General features: G+C 67.6%; 15 protein-coding genes. 1 reads left to right on the forward strand and 14 read right to left on the reverse strand.

The window, feature by feature from the left end; genetic code table 11:
- Window positions 1-161: 161 nt before the first annotated feature.
- The 8 genes from K7W42_RS10150 to K7W42_RS10185 all read right to left on the reverse strand — a co-directional run bounded on the left by K7W42_RS10150 (window position 162) and on the right by K7W42_RS10185 (window position 6,764).
- The gene (locus K7W42_RS10150) at window positions 162-542 is read right to left on the reverse strand and encodes a hypothetical protein (RefSeq protein WP_224574418.1); all 381 of its coding nucleotides are present in this window, start codon (window positions 540-542) and stop codon (window positions 162-164) included.
- On the reverse strand, window positions 539-1,081 hold the full coding sequence (locus tag K7W42_RS10155; protein ID WP_224574420.1) for a VUT family protein: 543 nt from the start codon (window positions 1,079-1,081) through the stop codon (window positions 539-541). Before K7W42_RS10155 ends, K7W42_RS10150 begins: the two co-directional genes overlap by 4 nt.
- Window positions 1,082-1,173: 92 nt before the next feature.
- Window positions 1,174-1,686, reverse strand: a complete 513-nt coding sequence (locus K7W42_RS10160; RefSeq protein ID WP_224574421.1) for a hypothetical protein — start codon at window positions 1,684-1,686, stop codon at window positions 1,174-1,176.
- Between the two features lie 75 nt (window positions 1,687-1,761).
- On the reverse strand, window positions 1,762-2,445 hold the full coding sequence (locus K7W42_RS10165; RefSeq protein ID WP_224574423.1) for an arginase: 684 nt from the start codon (window positions 2,443-2,445) through the stop codon (window positions 1,762-1,764).
- Window positions 2,446-2,873: 428 nt separating this feature from the next.
- Window positions 2,874-3,848, reverse strand: a complete 975-nt coding sequence (locus K7W42_RS10170; protein ID WP_224574425.1) for a GNAT family N-acetyltransferase — start codon at window positions 3,846-3,848, stop codon at window positions 2,874-2,876.
- Window positions 3,845-4,831, reverse strand: coding sequence for a GNAT family N-acetyltransferase (locus K7W42_RS10175; protein WP_224574426.1), 987 nt, complete (start codon window positions 4,829-4,831; stop codon window positions 3,845-3,847). Before K7W42_RS10175 ends, K7W42_RS10170 begins: the two co-directional genes overlap by 4 nt.
- A complete protein-coding gene (locus K7W42_RS10180) occupies window positions 4,831-5,853 on the reverse strand; it encodes a GNAT family N-acetyltransferase (RefSeq protein ID WP_224574428.1) in 1,023 nt (340 codons plus the stop codon). Before K7W42_RS10180 ends, K7W42_RS10175 begins: the two co-directional genes overlap by 1 nt.
- A 74-nt stretch (window positions 5,854-5,927) precedes the next feature.
- On the reverse strand, window positions 5,928-6,764 hold the full coding sequence (locus tag K7W42_RS10185; protein ID WP_224574430.1) for a hypothetical protein: 837 nt from the start codon (window positions 6,762-6,764) through the stop codon (window positions 5,928-5,930).
- 85 nt (window positions 6,765-6,849) lie between these two features.
- On the opposite strand from K7W42_RS10185, the gene K7W42_RS10190 reads away from it, so the two are divergent.
- The gene (locus K7W42_RS10190; RefSeq protein ID WP_224574432.1) at window positions 6,850-7,437 is read left to right on the forward strand and encodes an HAD-IA family hydrolase; all 588 of its coding nucleotides are present in this window, start codon (window positions 6,850-6,852) and stop codon (window positions 7,435-7,437) included.
- Here the strand turns inward: K7W42_RS10190 and K7W42_RS10195 are convergent.
- The 6 genes from K7W42_RS10195 to aceE form a co-directional block, all read right to left on the reverse strand.
- On the reverse strand, window positions 7,421-8,242 hold the full coding sequence (locus K7W42_RS10195) for an isocitrate lyase/PEP mutase family protein (RefSeq protein WP_224574434.1): 822 nt from the start codon (window positions 8,240-8,242) through the stop codon (window positions 7,421-7,423). The genes K7W42_RS10190 and K7W42_RS10195 overlap by 17 nt on opposite strands.
- Entirely contained in the window at window positions 8,232-9,683 is a 1,452-nt protein-coding gene (locus tag K7W42_RS10200) for an Ada metal-binding domain-containing protein (protein ID WP_224574435.1), read from the reverse strand. The genes K7W42_RS10195 and K7W42_RS10200 overlap by 11 nt, the downstream gene beginning before the upstream one ends.
- A gap of 113 nt (window positions 9,684-9,796) precedes the next feature.
- Window positions 9,797-10,354, reverse strand: a complete 558-nt coding sequence (locus K7W42_RS10205) for an RNA ligase 1 family protein (RefSeq protein WP_224574436.1) — start codon at window positions 10,352-10,354, stop codon at window positions 9,797-9,799.
- Window positions 10,355-10,456: 102 nt separating this feature from the next.
- A complete protein-coding gene (locus tag K7W42_RS10210; protein ID WP_224574437.1) occupies window positions 10,457-10,960 on the reverse strand; it encodes a hypothetical protein in 504 nt (167 codons plus the stop codon).
- An 88-nt stretch (window positions 10,961-11,048) separates the two neighbouring features.
- Complete coding sequence (gene aceF / locus K7W42_RS10215; protein ID WP_224574438.1) at window positions 11,049-12,812, reverse strand: dihydrolipoyllysine-residue acetyltransferase; 1,764 nt, start codon at window positions 12,810-12,812, stop codon at window positions 11,049-11,051.
- An 83-nt stretch (window positions 12,813-12,895) separates the two neighbouring features.
- Window positions 12,896-15,625, reverse strand: coding sequence for a pyruvate dehydrogenase (acetyl-transferring), homodimeric type (gene aceE / locus K7W42_RS10220; protein WP_224574439.1), 2,730 nt, complete (start codon window positions 15,623-15,625; stop codon window positions 12,896-12,898).
- Window positions 15,626-15,716 lie beyond the last annotated feature (91 nt).

Consider the following 15,716-nt stretch of genomic DNA (forward strand, 5'->3'; position numbering starts at 1 on the left):
AATATCTGGAGGAGCACCGGATGTTCCCCGCTTTCGGCGCTTTGCAAGCCCAAGTCCTAGAAATCCGTATGTCAGGCCGCTGGCCTCAAGAGCTCCGAAATCGGCTCTACCAAAAAGACCGACCTGGAAGCTCAGGTCGGCCTGGGGCATAGAGGCGCCGTTTACCCGTCTGCTGGCTGGGGCTGCGCCGTCACTGTCACCCGCTGACCCTGCCGCAGCCGGTTAAAGGTCACGTCGGCGTGGGCCGTCACGGGGCAGCCCAGCAGATTCGCCGCGTCCTGGGCAGCGGTTTGCACAAAAAATTCCATATCGCGCACCACTGGATGCCCGATGAAGGCGTCAATGTAGGCGTCCAGGCTGAACAGTTCCAGCAGCCCCGGCCCGGCCTCGTAGCGCAGGGTCAGGGTGCTGCCGGGGGCCGGGTTCAGGGTGACCGGGCACAGGTGCGGCAGGTGCAGCACGTGTTCAATGGCCGTGGTCAGGTCAGGCCGCGCGTTGGCAATCACCCGCAGCAGGCTGGCCGGCGGCGGGGTCTCACTCATGCGGCGGCGGCCCGGGCGGCGCGGCCCACCCGGAAGGCCAGCAGCGCCGCAATCAGGTACTTGACCAAAATGTCGGCAGCGATGATCGACACAATTTGGCCTGTGCTCTTGTCACCCCAGAAGGCGAGCAATGTAAACAGAATGGAATCCAGCGGCACACTGACGGCGTTGCTGGCCAGCACCCGCGTCCACCAGCTGCGCTGGATGAGGCGCTGATAGACCGCCGTGTCAGCAAGTTCGCTCAGCAAGATGCCCAGGAAACTTGCGCCAATGAAGCGCCACTGCGTATCTGTAACCAGCGCCACAGTGGTGTTCACGATCAACGCAGCGGCAATAGCTATATAGACCGAGTTCAGGCCGCCTGCGCGGTGAATGCGGTCGCGCAAGGTAAAGACGGCTGCAAAAAAGACGGTTCCGACACTCAGCGGCCCAATGAACGTGTTCAGCGTGAGGTTGGCGAGCAGGATGCTCAGCGCGTACAGAGTAACCAGCAGCAGGGGCAGCGGGGCAAGCAGGCCACGCGCGGGAGAATGATTCATAGAGGAGCCTCCAGCCGCAGCGACAAAACAGGTCGCGGGCCGCCCCCGAGCCTACCAGAGGTCAGGGCCACAAAGCATGAACGGGCGGCCCTCTAGCGGCGGCGCCCAAAGCGCAGGCGAGAGGTCGGCGCTGGCTCTGGGGGCGGGGCGGCCGGCGTGATGGCTTCAAAGTCGCGCACAGCGCCCTGCAACCAGTCGGGGGCGCCGCCGGGGCGCAGCAGGTCCTCGCTGGGCACCCACTCAGCGCCGGTCAGCTGGGTGTGGTCCGGCTGAAGGATGCCCGCGCAGTATTCGGTGCCGAAAATCAGGTTCAGGCGCATGCCGTCTCCGGCCCCGTAACTGCCGCGCGCCGCGTGCGACCCCACCAGCTTCAGGTCGCTGACCGCCAGGCTCAGCTGCTCGCGGATGGTGCGGCGCAGTTGCAATTCGACCGGGTTACTTCCGGTGGCCGCACTGAGCACAAAACCCGGCAGGTCGTGACGGCCGCCGGGCAACAAGGGGGTGCGGGGCGCCGTGATGAGGTACGCGCCCCGGTGCGCAATCAGGGCGAAGGCCCCCACGTGGTAGGCGGTGGGCAGGGTCTGCTCGTCGGCGGGGGTCATCACAGGGGGCACTCCTGCTGCCAGGGGGGTCATGAGGGAGGGCAGGTCAGGGCATTGTACCCTCCGCCCCCACCGCCGTCACGACCGCCACAGGGGGGGCACGAGAGGCGCGCAGCGCAGCACCGCCGCCAGATCCAGCAGGGCGCCGTCGTGCGCGGGGTTGGTCCAGGCCGGTGACTGCACCAGCAGCACGCTGCTGACTGCGGCGGGGTCGGGCAGCCTGCTGCCGGGGGCCACCTGCCGGGTCAGGGTCACGCGCGCCAGCGCGTCTGGGGGCAGCAGCGCCGTCAGCTCACCGGCAGTGCGCGCCAGGTCGTAGCCCTCGGCCACAGGCAGGGCCTCATGCCAGAAGGGATACAGGGTGGTGACGTGCCGCACCCGGCCCCGCCGCAGGGCCAGGCCTGCCCAGTTGCCGGGCCGCACCCGCTCGGGGTCGCCGCTGGTGCTGCCCAGGTCGTGGTGCGAATCCAGATTCAGCACCGCCTGGCCTGGAAACTGGTCCAGCCATCCCCAGGCGTCGGCGTGGCTGAGGGTGACAAAGGCCGGCACTCCCGCGTAGGCGCGCAGGGCCTCCCAACCGGGGTACAGGGGAAAATCGGTGTCCAGCGCCGCCCAGTCGGCTGGGCCTGCCCCGCGCCGCTGGGCCCGCAGCGACCAGGCGGCCAGACGGTCGGTGTCCCGGTCAGGGGTGCCCCAGATAGGTGCGTCAAAGACCAGTTCACGGGTGCCCGAAAAGGCGTCCCAGTCCACACTGAGGAGCATATGAAGTCCAGTTGTAGCGCACTGGGGTGGGTGACAGCAGCACCCAGAGCGGCGGTGTCATTCTTCACCGCGCTTCAGACGAATGAAAGGAGTGTCGGCAACAGACCGCAGCGTGGGTGACATGGAGGGGTGACCCCGGCCTCAGGGTGGACCACTCCGCCACAGTCAGACGGCTTTCGTCCGCTTGTTCTCCGTCGGGAGCGCAGCGGCTGGCCCCTCCCGGCGCGGAAGGGGGTGCCTCTCGACTTCTGCCAATTGGAGGTCACCCCTGTGGCACACGCTTCAGGCAGTAGCAGCAGGAGCCAGCAGAGAGGGCGGCCAGGCCTCCCTGACAGAGAACCCGCCGCCCTGAAAGCAGTTCGAGTGGAATTGAGGGGCCGGTCGGTCCTACCCAACGGAACGGCCTACCGCTGCAACACCAGAGGGCTTCAGAACACGCGCTGGTAGGACACGCTGGCCGGGTCACGCACAAACCCCAGCCGGTCATTGATGGCCAGCATGGGCGCATTGTCGCTGGCGTTGTCGGTGCGAATCAGCGTACCGCCCAGCGCCTGCCCGGCGCGAATGGCCCCCAGCTTCAGCAGAGTCGCCACGCCTTTCCCCCGCCAGTCGCGTGTGACCCCGGTCAGGCCGGTGAGCAGGTCTGGGCTGGCCTCGCTGCGAAAGAGGGTGGTCTGCCCAATGAACTGCCCGCCGTGCTCGGCGACCAGATAGCCGCCTGGCAGCAGCGCCGGGTCTTCCAGCACCGCCTCTTTGAAGACCTCGAAGGACAGCGGTGTGGCCGGGTCGGCGCGGGGCACGTCCTGGCGCACGTCGCTCATCAGGGCGTGCAGGCGCGCGTCCAGGTCAGGGGTATCGGCGGCCCGCAGTTCGGTCAGGGACTGCAAACGGATTCCCTGGGCCGCCAACCGCGCCTCCAGGGCCTGATACGGCGCCGCGTCAAAGGTGGTGAGGTCCAGAGCACTGGTGAAATACCGCTTGTCGCCCACAAACCCCCGCCGGGCCAGAAACCCGGTGGCGACCTCGTTGTCCTCGCGGGCCAGAATGCGGGCCGACTCGGCGTTCAGGCCCCGCAGGGCCGCCTCCAGCGCCGCCCAGAGCACTGCTCCGGCCCCCTGGCCCTGCCGGTCGGGCCGCACGCCCAGTTCCAGAGTGAACCGCTGTGGGTGATACGCGCCGGGGTTCTGGAAGTAAAAGGCACTCCCGATGACCTCGGCGGCCTGCCGGGCCACCAGCACCCCCGCGTGATAGTTCCAGCCGCGCTGCTCCTCGTCACGGCGGCGCAATTCGGCGCCGCTGACCGGGTCGTCGGGCAGCGCGGCGGTATAGGCCTGAGCTGCCGCGTCCCATTCGTGGGCTTCAATAGGGCCGACCTCTACGCCTGTCACAGCAAACTGGTTCATAGTCCACCTCGTTTCATTTCAATCCAGGCCACACGCGGGCGAAAGCCCAGGCGGTCATTCAGGGCCAGCATGGGCGCGTTGGTGGTGGCGTTGCCCGTCCAGACCTCGCGCACACCCCGGTCATGGGCCAGGCGCAGCGCCGCCAGCTTCAGGGCCAGGGCCAGCCCCTGGCGGCGCCACGCGCGGCGCGTGCCGGTCAGGCCAGTGTTCAGGCGCTCTGGGTCGTGCAGGTCACGGTACAGCTCGGACAGGGCGGCCACCTCGCCTTCAGGCGTCACGGCCAGCAGCACGCCTTCCGGCAGAAACTCGGGACGGCCCAGACGCTCACGGAACGTCTCGAACGCCACTGGTGTGGCCGCCCCGGTGCGCGGCACGTCCTCGCGGGCCTCCAGAAAGCCCTCGTAGAAGGCCTGGGCGGCAGCGTCCTCGCCGGCCTCTACCGCCAGTTCAGCAAAGCTCAGGACGCGCAGGCCGCTGGGCAGCCGCGCCTCGTCGGCCCAGGCCGCCGGGTCAAAGTCGGCGACGGTCAGCACGTTGTCAAAAAAGCGCATCTCCTCGGCAAAGCCGCGCGCGTGCAAAAAGGCCAGGCTCTGCGGCTCGTCCTCGTAGGCGCCGGCCAGCAGTTCCTGGGCGCCCCTGGCATGTAGGTGGGTCTCCAGCGTGGCCGCCAGAGCGGTGCCGACGCCCTGCCCACGCGCCTCCGGGTGAACGGCCACTTCGGCGTGGTAGCGGCCCGGATGGTACATGCCGCCAAATTGCAGCGCCGAGGCGGCGCCTAGGAGCTGCCCATCTTCGGCCTGGGCCACCCACTGCGCTGTGTGCAGCCCCAAAGGGTGGGTCCGGAGCGACGTCATCTCGTGGCGCAGCGTGTCTTCAGTCCAGGGGTGACGGGGGTTCACCGCCGTCAGCAGGGCGGCGAGCGCACCCAGGTCGGCGTCGGTGGCCTCGCGGACGGTGAAACGCAGGGCGGTGTCCGGGGTCATCACAGCGCCTCGACCGTTATGGGCCGGCGCTCACCGGTCACGGGGTCCAAGTGCAGTTCGTAGCGGCTGCGGGTGGGGCCAGGGCGGAAACCCAGGGCGCGGTTCATGCCCAGCATGGCCTTGTTGGGCGGATCGTTGAACGTGCGGATCTCGCCGCCGCCGTCTGCGTGCAGCGCGCGCATAGCGGCCACCTTGAGCGCCTTGGCCAGCCCCAGGCCCCGGTCCTCACGGCGCACGCCCGTCATGCCAATCACGTAAAAGCCGCCCGGCGTTTTCATCAGCGAGCTGTAGCCCACGTAGGGGCCAGTTTCGGGGTCGTTCAGCCCTGGCCGCAGCGCCACGAAGGAGAGGTCATGGCTGAAGGTGGGGTCATCCAATTCCTGCTTGACCCAGGTGTCAAAGGGCCGTTTGGTCATGGTCTGGCCCATGGGAACATCCTGAAAGAGGCGCCAGTCAAGTTCCCACAGGCGGCGGTCGCGCTCCGGGTCGCCCGCCAGGTCGGCCACAGACCGCAGTTCGATGCCCTGGGCCGCCACGGTGTCCAGGAGGGGGCCAAAAGTGGTCAGGTCAAGGTCGCCCGTGTGCAGGCGGGATTCGTAGCGGTCCCAGGTGCGGGTAAAGCCGCGTCCCGCCAGAAACGCGCGCCCGGCCTCGTCGCGCGGCTGGTCGCTGACCATCGTGCGAATATCCTGGGCGCCGCGGGCCTGCAACCGGCTCATCACCTCGTCATAGAGCGCCGTGCCCACGCCCTGCTGGCGGGCGTCTGGATGCACAGCCAGGTGACCAAAATACCGCCAGTCTTCATAGGCAAAGTCGTCGTGGCCCACCTGCGCCACGCCCACAATCTGGCCACCTTGTTCGGCCACCAGTTGCACGTGGTACAGCGCCGGGTCGCGGGCGGCGTCCCAGACGGCCAGCAGTTCGGGGGTGGCAGGCCAGTCAGGGTCGCTGGCGCTGAGCACGCGCGCCACGCCTGGGTAGTCGTCGGGTTTGCGCGCTTCGCGCACGGTCAGGGGCGTCATGCCGACCATCATGAGCCGCCGCCCGCAGCAGCGGCATCCGCCAGGGAGCTTAGGGCAGCGGCAGGCGGCTTAGGTCAGATGAGGGTGGCCCGCGTCAGGCGCTGGCCCCGCGTGCGCGAGTGGCGCTTGAGCTGACCGACTGGCAACACCACGCGCGGTGTCCACCAGGTCTGGGCCGGTTTGTGCAGCGCCCAACCGCCGCCCAGGGTGACGGCCGCATGCTGCACCAGACCGTCGCGGCTGCGCCAGATCAGCCGGGTGCCGGGTTGATCGTCCTGGCCACCCCGGCGGGTGCGGGCGGCCAGAAACGCCTCAAAGGGCTCCCGCTGTATCCAGGTGTGGGCGGCGCCGGGTACACCGGCCGCACCCATCACGGTCCCGAAGCAGTTGCCAGCGCTGCCCGCCGGAAACGTGCCCGCCAAAGCGCGGGCGCCGGGTAACCGGTCCTCCGCTGCGTGCCACACCGCCTCCGGGACCTCTGCGCGCTGGCAGGAGACAGCGTCCTGCGCCACGAGCCGCGTCAGAACCTCGGCCGTCAGGTCCTCGCGCAGCCAGAGAAACCGGCCCACGGGTAGACCGGGCCGCAGGTCGCGGTACTGGCGCCCCAGGGGCACATTGCCCCGCCCGTGCCGCACCTGCGCCCGCAAGAGGTCGCGGCTCACCCTGGGTGGCAAGGCCGTCCACTGCGCAGGGCTCAGCCAGACCACCCGCTCGGCTGCTGGCCGCACCGACCAGAGGGTGAAGGTATCGCGCAGTTCAGGCGTGAGCGCCGCGTTATCTCTGGGCACACTGCCGAGGCCCAGCGTCTGCGTCTCCCCTTCCGTCAGAAAAAAGGGCTGCTGGGCCGGCGCCAGCCAGCCCCGCCAGTGACTGACCAGGGCAGACGGCACGTCAATATTCAGGACGTTCATCAGCAGGCAACCTCAGGCAGCATTCGCCCAGTGCGACGCCTCGTGCCCGGCCTCTGGCCCCAACAAGCGCCGTATCCTGCCCCACATGAATCCGGAGACCCATATCCTGCTGCTGGATGTAGACGGCGTTCTCGTGACGCCGCCCGAATGGTTTGGGGCCAGGCTGCTGCGTGAGCATCCCCAGCAGACCAGAGACTTTTTTCAGACAGCCTTCGTGTCAGCCAGCACCGGCCAGAGCGACCTGAAAGACCATCTGCCCGCGTTCCTGAAGGCCCTGGGCCGTGACCAGACCCCCGGCGACTTTCTGGCCGAGTGGCTGGCCAGCGAAAACCACCCCAACCCCGACCTGCTGCCCCTGGTGCGGGCGCTGCGGACGCGAGGCTGGCGTACCTTTCTGGCGACCAACCAGGAGGCCTGGCGCACTGCGCATCTGCTGGAGGTGGTGGGGCTGGGCAAGGTCGTGGACGGCCACCACGCCAGTTACGCCGTGGGACACCGCAAGCCTGACCCCGCCTACTACGCCGAGGTGACCCGCCGCCTGAACGTGGCCCCCACGCAGATTGTGTTCTGGGATGACAGCCAACAGAACGTTCAGGCCGCCCAGGCGGCCGGCTGGCAGGCGCACCTGTACACCAGTCCGGCCGACTTCCAGCAGGTTATGGGCCTGGGCTGAACCAGCCCTGAACCTCAGCAAAAGGCATGGGCTGCGGCGGGTCAAAGGTGCCGCCGCGCAGGTCACGCGCGAGCTGCCCAACGTGGCCCAGCGCCGCCAGCAGCAGCCCTGGCCCCACGCTGACCCGGCACGCGCCTGCGGCCAGCAACTGGTGGGCGCTGGGACCACCAGGGCTCAGCATCACACTCAGAGGCCCGCCGATACCGCCCCGCAGCGCCCGCACCGTTTCCGTATCCGTCACGCCGGGCACAAAGAGGCTGTCGGCGCCGGCCGCCAGATACGCCCGGCCCCGGCGAACGGTCTCGGCCAGGCGCTCGGCGGAAGACGCCCCAACCGCCGTGAGATAGGTGTCGGTGCGGGCATTTAGATACGCCGGCACCCCCTCGGCTTCGGCGGCGTGGCGGGCAGCGGCCAGGCGCCGAACCTGCGCCTCTACGGCAAAAAGAGGCTGTGCCGGATCAACTGTGGCGTCTTCGAGGTTCAGCCCCACCACGCCGAGGCCCAGCGCGGCCCGCACCGTGTCGGCCACCTCGGCGGGTCGGGGGCCGTACCCCGCTTCCAGGTCAGCCGTGACCGGAATCTGCACAGCGCGCACCACGCGGTCCAGCGCCGCGAGCAGGTCAGCCCGCGCCGCCCGCTGACCGTCGGGCTGCCCCAGCGCGAAAGCCAGGCCCGCGCTGGTGGTGCCGAGAGCGGGAAAGCCGGCTTCCTGGAACAGCCGGGCACTGACAGCGTCCCAGGCGTTGGGCAGGATGAACCCCGACTCGTGCAGGGCGCGGAAGGTGGCGGCAGGGTCAGTGGTCATGGGGAGCTCCTCTGGGGTGAACGTGGTGCCAGAACTGAAAGGTGGCCAGGCTGCGCTGCGGGGCGAAAGGCGCCAGCAGCCCGCTGACCTGCGCGGCATCTGGCCGGGCGGGCAGGGCGAAATACCGCTGAAGGGCCGCCGCCAGCGCCGCGTCCCCGGCAGGCACAATGTCGGCAAAGCCCAGCACGCGCAGCAGCACATACTCGGCCGTCCAGGGGCCGACGCCCGGCACCGCCAGCAGACGGCGGCGGGCCGCGCCCACCGGGCCAGCTGCCAGGCCCGGCAGGTCCAGTTCACCGCGGGTCACCTGCCCGGCCAGTCGGCTCAGCGCCGCGGCCCGCGCACCGGTCAGGCCCAGCGCCCGGAGGTCGTTGACAGAGAGGCGGGCCACGTCCTCTGGTGCCGGCGGGGCGAACAGCCCGTCACCCAGCAGGGCACCGCAGCGGGCCACCAGGCGCCGCCGCAGCGCACAGGCGCAGGCGAACGTCACCTGCTGCCCGACCACTGCCCAGACCAACCCGTCAAAGAGGTCGGGCACCAGCGGCACCCGGAGCCCACGCCCAAAGGGAGGTGCCCGCTCAGGCCGCGCCAGGGGCTCTTTCATGGGGGTCGCCGGAACCTCGCCGGTCAGCCCCAGCGCACGCCGGGTCAGGTGATGCAGCGACAGTGCGTCGAGAGCGGTCAAAGCGGCCGTCACCTGCACCGTGACGGTGCCCGACCCAAAGGTCAAGGTGACCCGCTGAGGCCCTGATGGCAGCCGCCAGCCGGCCGTGACCTCGTGGCCCCTGACCTGCTGCGTGAGGCTGAGGGGATCGCGGGCCAGGTCGCGCAGGAGGGCCGGCACCGGAAACCCGGCCGGCAGCCGTAAGGTCCAGCCGCCCCGCCCGGCGCCCTGTCGGAAGACCTGCGGCGACACGCCCATGATCCGCCGAAACTGCGCGCCAAATGCCGAGAGGCTGCCGTACCCCACCGCGAAGGCGACCTCGGCGGCCGAGCTCTCTGGGGCACGCAGCAGCGCGTCGGCGGCCGCCTGCACCCGCTGGCGGGCCAGCCACTCTCCGGGGCTGGTGTGCAGGTGGTCCCGAAACAGTCGGTGCAGCGCGCTGCGGCCCACCTGCAACTGCTGGCCCAGGGCGCGAACCGTGGGCACCTCGGCCACGCAGACCCCGGCCAGGGCCACCATCAGCTGCGCTTCCTCGACGGGCACCCCAGCCTGGAAGGCATCGGGCTGACAGCGCAGACAGGCCCGCAGACCGGCGGCGCGGGCCTGCGCGGTGGTGGCGTGAAAGGCCACGTTCTGTGCCTGGGGCTTGCGCGCCCGGCACGACGGCAGGCAGTAGATGCCGGTGCTGGTCACGCCGGTATAGAACAGCCCATCAAACACCGCGTCGGCCGCAAACATTCGGCTCAGCATGAAGTCGCGCGAGTAGGGCAGGGACATGGCGGTATTGTCGCCGTCCGCAGCGCCGCAGCTCTACCGGAATCGTGCGCGGGAATTACTGGCCAGAGAAAGCCGCACGCCCCAGGACAGCAGGTGGCGCGCGGCCTGGACCATTAGCGGCGACGGCTGCCGAAAAAGTCTTTGCGCTTGAGTTTGACCATGCGGCCATCCGGGTGATGCCACACAAGCCCTTCCATGTCTGGGCGGGCCTCCAGGTAGGCGCGGAGGGCGGCGAAGTCGCGTGGCGCGTCGTCCAGTACCGCTTCTCCATGCCGAATCAGCTGGTGACTGGTCGTGCCTTCGGGGTTGCCCTGCACCTTTGGCCCAATCAGCTCGTAGGTGCCGTCTGGCAGCGCCCTGTCAGCCGCCGCCCAGGCCTCGCGGTGGTGGGCGTCGTCGGAGTGCTCTCCCACTGGCACCCAGCCGGGATGGTGGCCCGTCACAGGGTCAGGCTCCTGGGCAGGCTCGAAGTCAGCGGGCGGTGTGCGGCCTTTTTTGGCGTCGTAACGCCGGTACAAGCGGCCACCTCGCACCAGACAGCTCGTGCCGTCCCATTTGCGGGTGGCGACGCCTTCCCCGGTCAGCACCCACTCGGCGCCGGGCACAGGTTCATCCCGGACCAGACGGTCCGTGTCGTAATTGCGCGCGTACAGGCTGAGAATCTTCTGCATACAACCTCCGCGTTGACTGTAGAGGGCAATGAAGCGGGCAGCATCCGTCATCTGGGATAGTGGAGGCACCCGCCACATGGACGGGAACCCGCGCAGGAGCGCTTATTTGCCCCGAGCCACCAGCCGAATACCCGTGGCTGACAGGAAGCGGTCCAGCAGCCGGGTTTCAATTTGCTGAGTCTTCACACTGGCGTCCGACGCCGTGGCCTTGACCTTAACACTGACCAGCTTGCCGCCCAGCGGTCTGGATTCCCACAGCACATCCACCGTGTTGTTGCTGGTGGGGTTGGTCGCGCGCCACTGCACCTGAACGTGAATGGGCGCTTCTTTCGCGCTGAGGATCTTCATGCTGTCGCTGCCATCGGGGAAGGTGAAATCGTCGTAGCCCCCCGGCACACCCGTGTTGTACTGAGACTGAACAATGAGCATGGCCGAAATCTGCGCGAAGCTGCTGACGCCTGCCTCCCGCTCTGGGCTCAGTCGGGACCCCAGGTTGACTGGAGACACCGCTTCGACAATGACTTCATTGGCAGCAGGCGCTGGGCCGGTGTAGGCCGGAGCACAGGCAGCGAGCAACAGAGGGACAGCCAGAAGGAAACGTTTCACGGCGGCAAGGTAGTGCAGGGCGTGGGCAGGCGCAAGCGAAAGTGAACGCCCCCACCACTGGGGCGGGGGCGTGCGGCATCCACTGTCTTTACAGGCTAATCAGGAAGGGGTCTTCCAGGCTCTCGGCAATAAAGCGCACGAAGCGCGCGGCATCGGCCCCGTCAATCAGGCGGTGGTCGTAGGTGAGGCTCAGGGGCAGCATGTTGCGGGGCTCAAAGGTGCCCGTTTCCTTGTTCCACACCGGCTCCAGGCCGCCGCGCGACACGCCCAGAATGGCGACCTCGGGGCTGTTCACAATCGGCGTGAAGGCGTGACCGCCAATGCCGCCCAGATTGGAAATCGTGAAGGTCGCGCCCTGCATCTCGTCGGGCTTCAGTTTGCGGTCCCGGGCGCGGCCTGCCAGTTCCGACAGTTCCAGCACGAGGTCGGTGATGCTCTTACGGTCGGCGTCCTTGACCACCGGCACCAGCAGACCCACCGGCGTATCCACGGCCACACCGATGTTCACATAGTCCTTGAAGATGACCTGGTTGTTCTCCAGGTCCAGGCTGGCGCCGAACTTGGGAAACTTGCGCAGGGCGTTCGCCACAACCTTCATCAGGATGTGGGTCATGGTGAGCTTGCCGCCCGCCTTTTCCACCCGCGCGCCGAAGCGTTTGCGGGTCTCCTCCATCAGGGTCACGTCGGCCTTGTCGAAGTGCGTGACCATCGGAATCAGCGTGCTGGCCGTCATGGAACGCACGGTGGCTTTGCGGATGCCGCTCATGTCCTCGCGGGTGACGCGGCCCCACTTGGCAAAGTCGGGTAGCGGCGCGGCGGCCACAGCAGGGGCAGCAGCTGAAGGCTGAGCCGCCGAAGCCGGAGCAGCCACCGCAGCGGGGGCGCTGGGCGTGCCCGCCGTGCGGCGCACGTCCTCTTCGCTGATGCGGCCTGCAATGCCGGTTCCGTGGACAGCGTGGATGTCCACACCGATTTCGCGCGCCAGGCGGCGCACGCTGGGGGCCGCGGCCACGACCGCACGACCATCGAAGGTCTGCGGATTCTGGGTACCGGACTGAGTGGGAGTGGCGGCCTGCGCGGCCGGAGCGCCAGCAGCCTGAGGCACCGCTTGAGCTTGCTGCGGTTGCGCGGTGGCCGCTGGTTGAGGGGCGGGCGTGGCCGCTGGTGCGGCATTCCCCCCACTCAAAGTGGCAATGACGCCGCCCACCTTCACGGTGTCGCCCACGTTCACGCCGACGCTCTGCACCGTACCGCCTGCGTTCGCGGGCACTTCGACTACGGCCTTGTCCGTCTCGATTTCAATGATCGGCTGACCTTCCTTGACCTCGTCGCCGGGTTTGACAAGCACGCTGACCACCGTGCCCTGCTCAATGTTGTCGCCCACGTCCGGCAGGGTGATTTGAGCGCCGCTCGTTGGAGCCGAGGCGGCTGGAGCCGGGGCACTCGCAGTGGGCTGACTTGGCCCGCCCACCTGCTCTTTCTGGCTGTCCTGCTGGGCGGCGGCCACACGGTTGGCGGTGCCGGGGTCGCTGGCAGTGGCCGGGGCGTCCGGCTCGGCGGAGGGGGTACCGGGGGCAGTGGTTTGCCCAGCGCCCGCATCTGCGCCACTATTCGCACCACCGCCCAGGGTGGCGATCACACCGCCCACCTTCACGGTGTCGCCCACATTAACACCCACCGACTCGACGGTGCCGCCGCTCTCTGCGGGCACCTCAATGACGGCCTTGTCGGTTTCAATTTCAATGATGGGCTGCCCGGCCGTGACGGTATCGCCCACCTTAACTAGCACCGTGACGACGGTGCCCTGTTCAATATTGTCGCCCACATCGGGGAGTTTCAGTTCTGTCGCCATGTTGGGACTCCTTGTGAGGGGCTAAGAGTCGGAGGGGATCAAGGGTGACAGCGTCGAAGACATTTCCGCCCCTGACAGTTCACTCAGCGCAGCACGGGGGCGTCGCGCTCGGGGTCAATCCCGAAGTCGGCAATCGCCTTGGCCACCACATCACCCTTCACCTTGCCGTCGCGTTGCAGGGCGTATAGCGTCGCCAGAACCACGTGCTTGGCGTCTACCTCGAAGAAGTCGCGGAGTTCGCTTCTCGCCTCGCTGCGGCCAAAGCCGTCGGTGCCCAGGGTCCACAGCTTGCGGTCCAGGTGGCCGTTCAGGCCGTCGGCGCCCAGCTTCACGTAGTCGCTCACCGAGATCAGGACGCCGGGGGCATTGTCCTTGCTCAGTTGCGAGGCCACGTAGGACACGCGGGGCTCCTGCGTGGGGTGCAGCATGTTGTGGCGCTGGGTCAGCAGGGCGTCCTGGTGCAGTTCCTTGTAACTGGTGACGGACCACAGGTCGGCGGCCACGCCGTAGCCTTCCAGTAGAGTCACGGCTTCCTGGGCCGCGCCCATCGCGGGGCCACCGGCCAGCAGTTGCGCGCGCAGCTTGGCCTTGGTGTTGCCCGACTTCTGGTAGCGGTACAGGCCGCGCACGATACCCTCTCGGATTTCCTCGTGGGTGCGGCCGTCACTGGGCATGGCAGGCTGCACTTCGTTCTCGTTGTCAATCGTGACGTAGTAAAACTCGTCCAGACCGTCCACATACATGCGCTGAATGCCGTGCTCAATGATGACGGCCAGCTCGTAGGCAAAAGCAGGATCGTAGGTTTTGAGGTTGGGCACCACATACGCTTGCAGATGGCTGTTGCCGTCCTGGTGCTGCAGGCCCTCGCCCGCCAGGGTGGTGCGCCCAGCCGTGGCCCCCAAAATGAAGCCGCGCGCGCGCTGGTCAGCAGCGGCCCACACGAGGTCGCCCACGCGCTGCATGCCGAACATGGAGTACAGCACGAAGAAAGGAATGGTGGGCACGCCGTGGTTGGCGTAGGCCGTCCCCGCTGCAATCCAGGAGGCCATCGCGCCGTCTTCCGTGATGCCTTCTTCCAGCATCTGGCCGTCCACGCTTTCCTTGTAGGCCATCAGAGAGCCGCTGTCTACCGGCGTGTAGGTCTGACCGCGCGGACTGTAAATCCCGATGCGGGGCACCAGGGCGTCCATGCCGAAGGTCCGGGCCTCGTCGGGCACGATGGGCACGATCAGCTTACCAATCTCCTTGTCGCGCAGCAGCTTGGAGATGATCTGCACGGCGGCCATGGTCGTGCTGACCTGACGGTCGCCGCTGCCCTTGGCGAATTCCTCGTAGAACTCGCCGTTGGGAATCGTGGGGTGCGGGTACTCCACCTTGCGGGCCGGCACGGGGCCGCCCAGCGCGGCGCGGCGGTCCAGGGCGTACTTCACTTCCGGGCTGTCTGGACCGGGGTGGTAGTACTCCATGTGCTCGACCTGATCGTCGGTGAGCGGCAGTTCCAGCAGGTCTCGCAGGTTCTTCAGGGTGGAAAAGTCCAGCTTCTTGACCTGGTGGGCCACGTTGCGGGCCTGCGCGCTCTCGCCCAGGCCGTAGCCCTTGACGGTTCGCGGAATGATGATGGTGGGGCTGCCCTTGTGCTCCACGGCAGCCTTGTAGGCGGCGTAGATCTTGTGGACATCGTGTCCGCCCCGGTTGAGCAGTTCCAGGTCGGCGTCGCTCCAGCCTTCGATCAGGGCCTTCAGTTCAGGGGTGTTGAAGAACTTCTCGCGCAGTTCCTTGCCCCCGAAGGCCGCGTAGCGCTGGGATTCGCCGTCCACCAGCAGCTCGAAGCGCTTGACGATGTCGCCGTTGTAGTCCTTTTGCAGCAGTTCGTCCCACTTGCTGTCCCAGATGACCTTGATGACATTCCAGCCCGCGCCTCTGAACAGCGCCTCAAACTCCTGAATGACCTTGGAGTTGGCGCGCACCGGGCCGTCCAGGCGCTGAAGGTTGGCGTTCAGCACGAAAATCAGGTTGTCCAGGTTTTCATAGGAAGCAAAGCGGATGGCCCCGATGCTCTGCGGCTCGTCCATCTCGCCGTCGCCCAGGAAAGCCCAGACTTTAGCGTCACCCTTCGGCTTCAGGCCCCGGTTTTCCAGGTATTTGATGTAGCGCGCCTGATAAATCGCCTGAATGGGGCCCAGGCCCATGCTGACGGTAGGAAATTCCCAGTAGTCGGGCATCAGCCAGGGGTGGGGGTAACTGGAGAGCCCCTCGCCCTCCTTGCTCAGCTCGCGGCGAAAGCGGTTCATGCGGCCTTCGTCCCAGCGGCCTTCCAGGAACGAGCGGGCGTACACACCGGGCGAGGCGTGGCCCTGGTAGAACACGAGGTCGCGGTCCTGCCCGGCCCCGTGGCCCCGGAAGAAGTGGTTGAAGCCCACCTCCAGCAGTTCGGCCGCCGAGGCGTAGGTGCTCAGGTGGCCGCCGATGCCGTCACTCTTCTTGTTGGCCTTGATGACCATAACGACCGCGTTCCAGCGGATGATGTTGCGGATTTTGCGCTCCAGCTCTACGTCGCCGGGATACTCGGGCTGCTGGTCCACGTCAATGGTGTTGATGTAGGGCGTGTTCTGCTTGAAGGTAATCGGCGCGCCGTGAAAATAGGCGTAGTGGTCAAGTTCTTCCAGCAGCTCGGCCGCGCGGTTATCCCCCGCGTTGGCGAACACGTAGGCCAGCGAGTCCAGCCACTCCTGCGTTTCCACGCTGTTAAGCTGCTGGCGCTCCGGCGCACTGAGGCCCGCACGCGGAGGGCGGTTGGGGGGCGATTGTGTCATGACCTTCAGCATAGGCCGCGTCTTTGTCCACTTCCAACAGGATCAGTGAGTCGGATTGACCATTCCGGCGCGTGAATGCTCCGGCAAGGCT

The organism is Deinococcus betulae (genome assembly GCF_020166395.1).
Lineage (GTDB): Bacteria > Deinococcota > Deinococci > Deinococcales > Deinococcaceae > Deinococcus > Deinococcus betulae.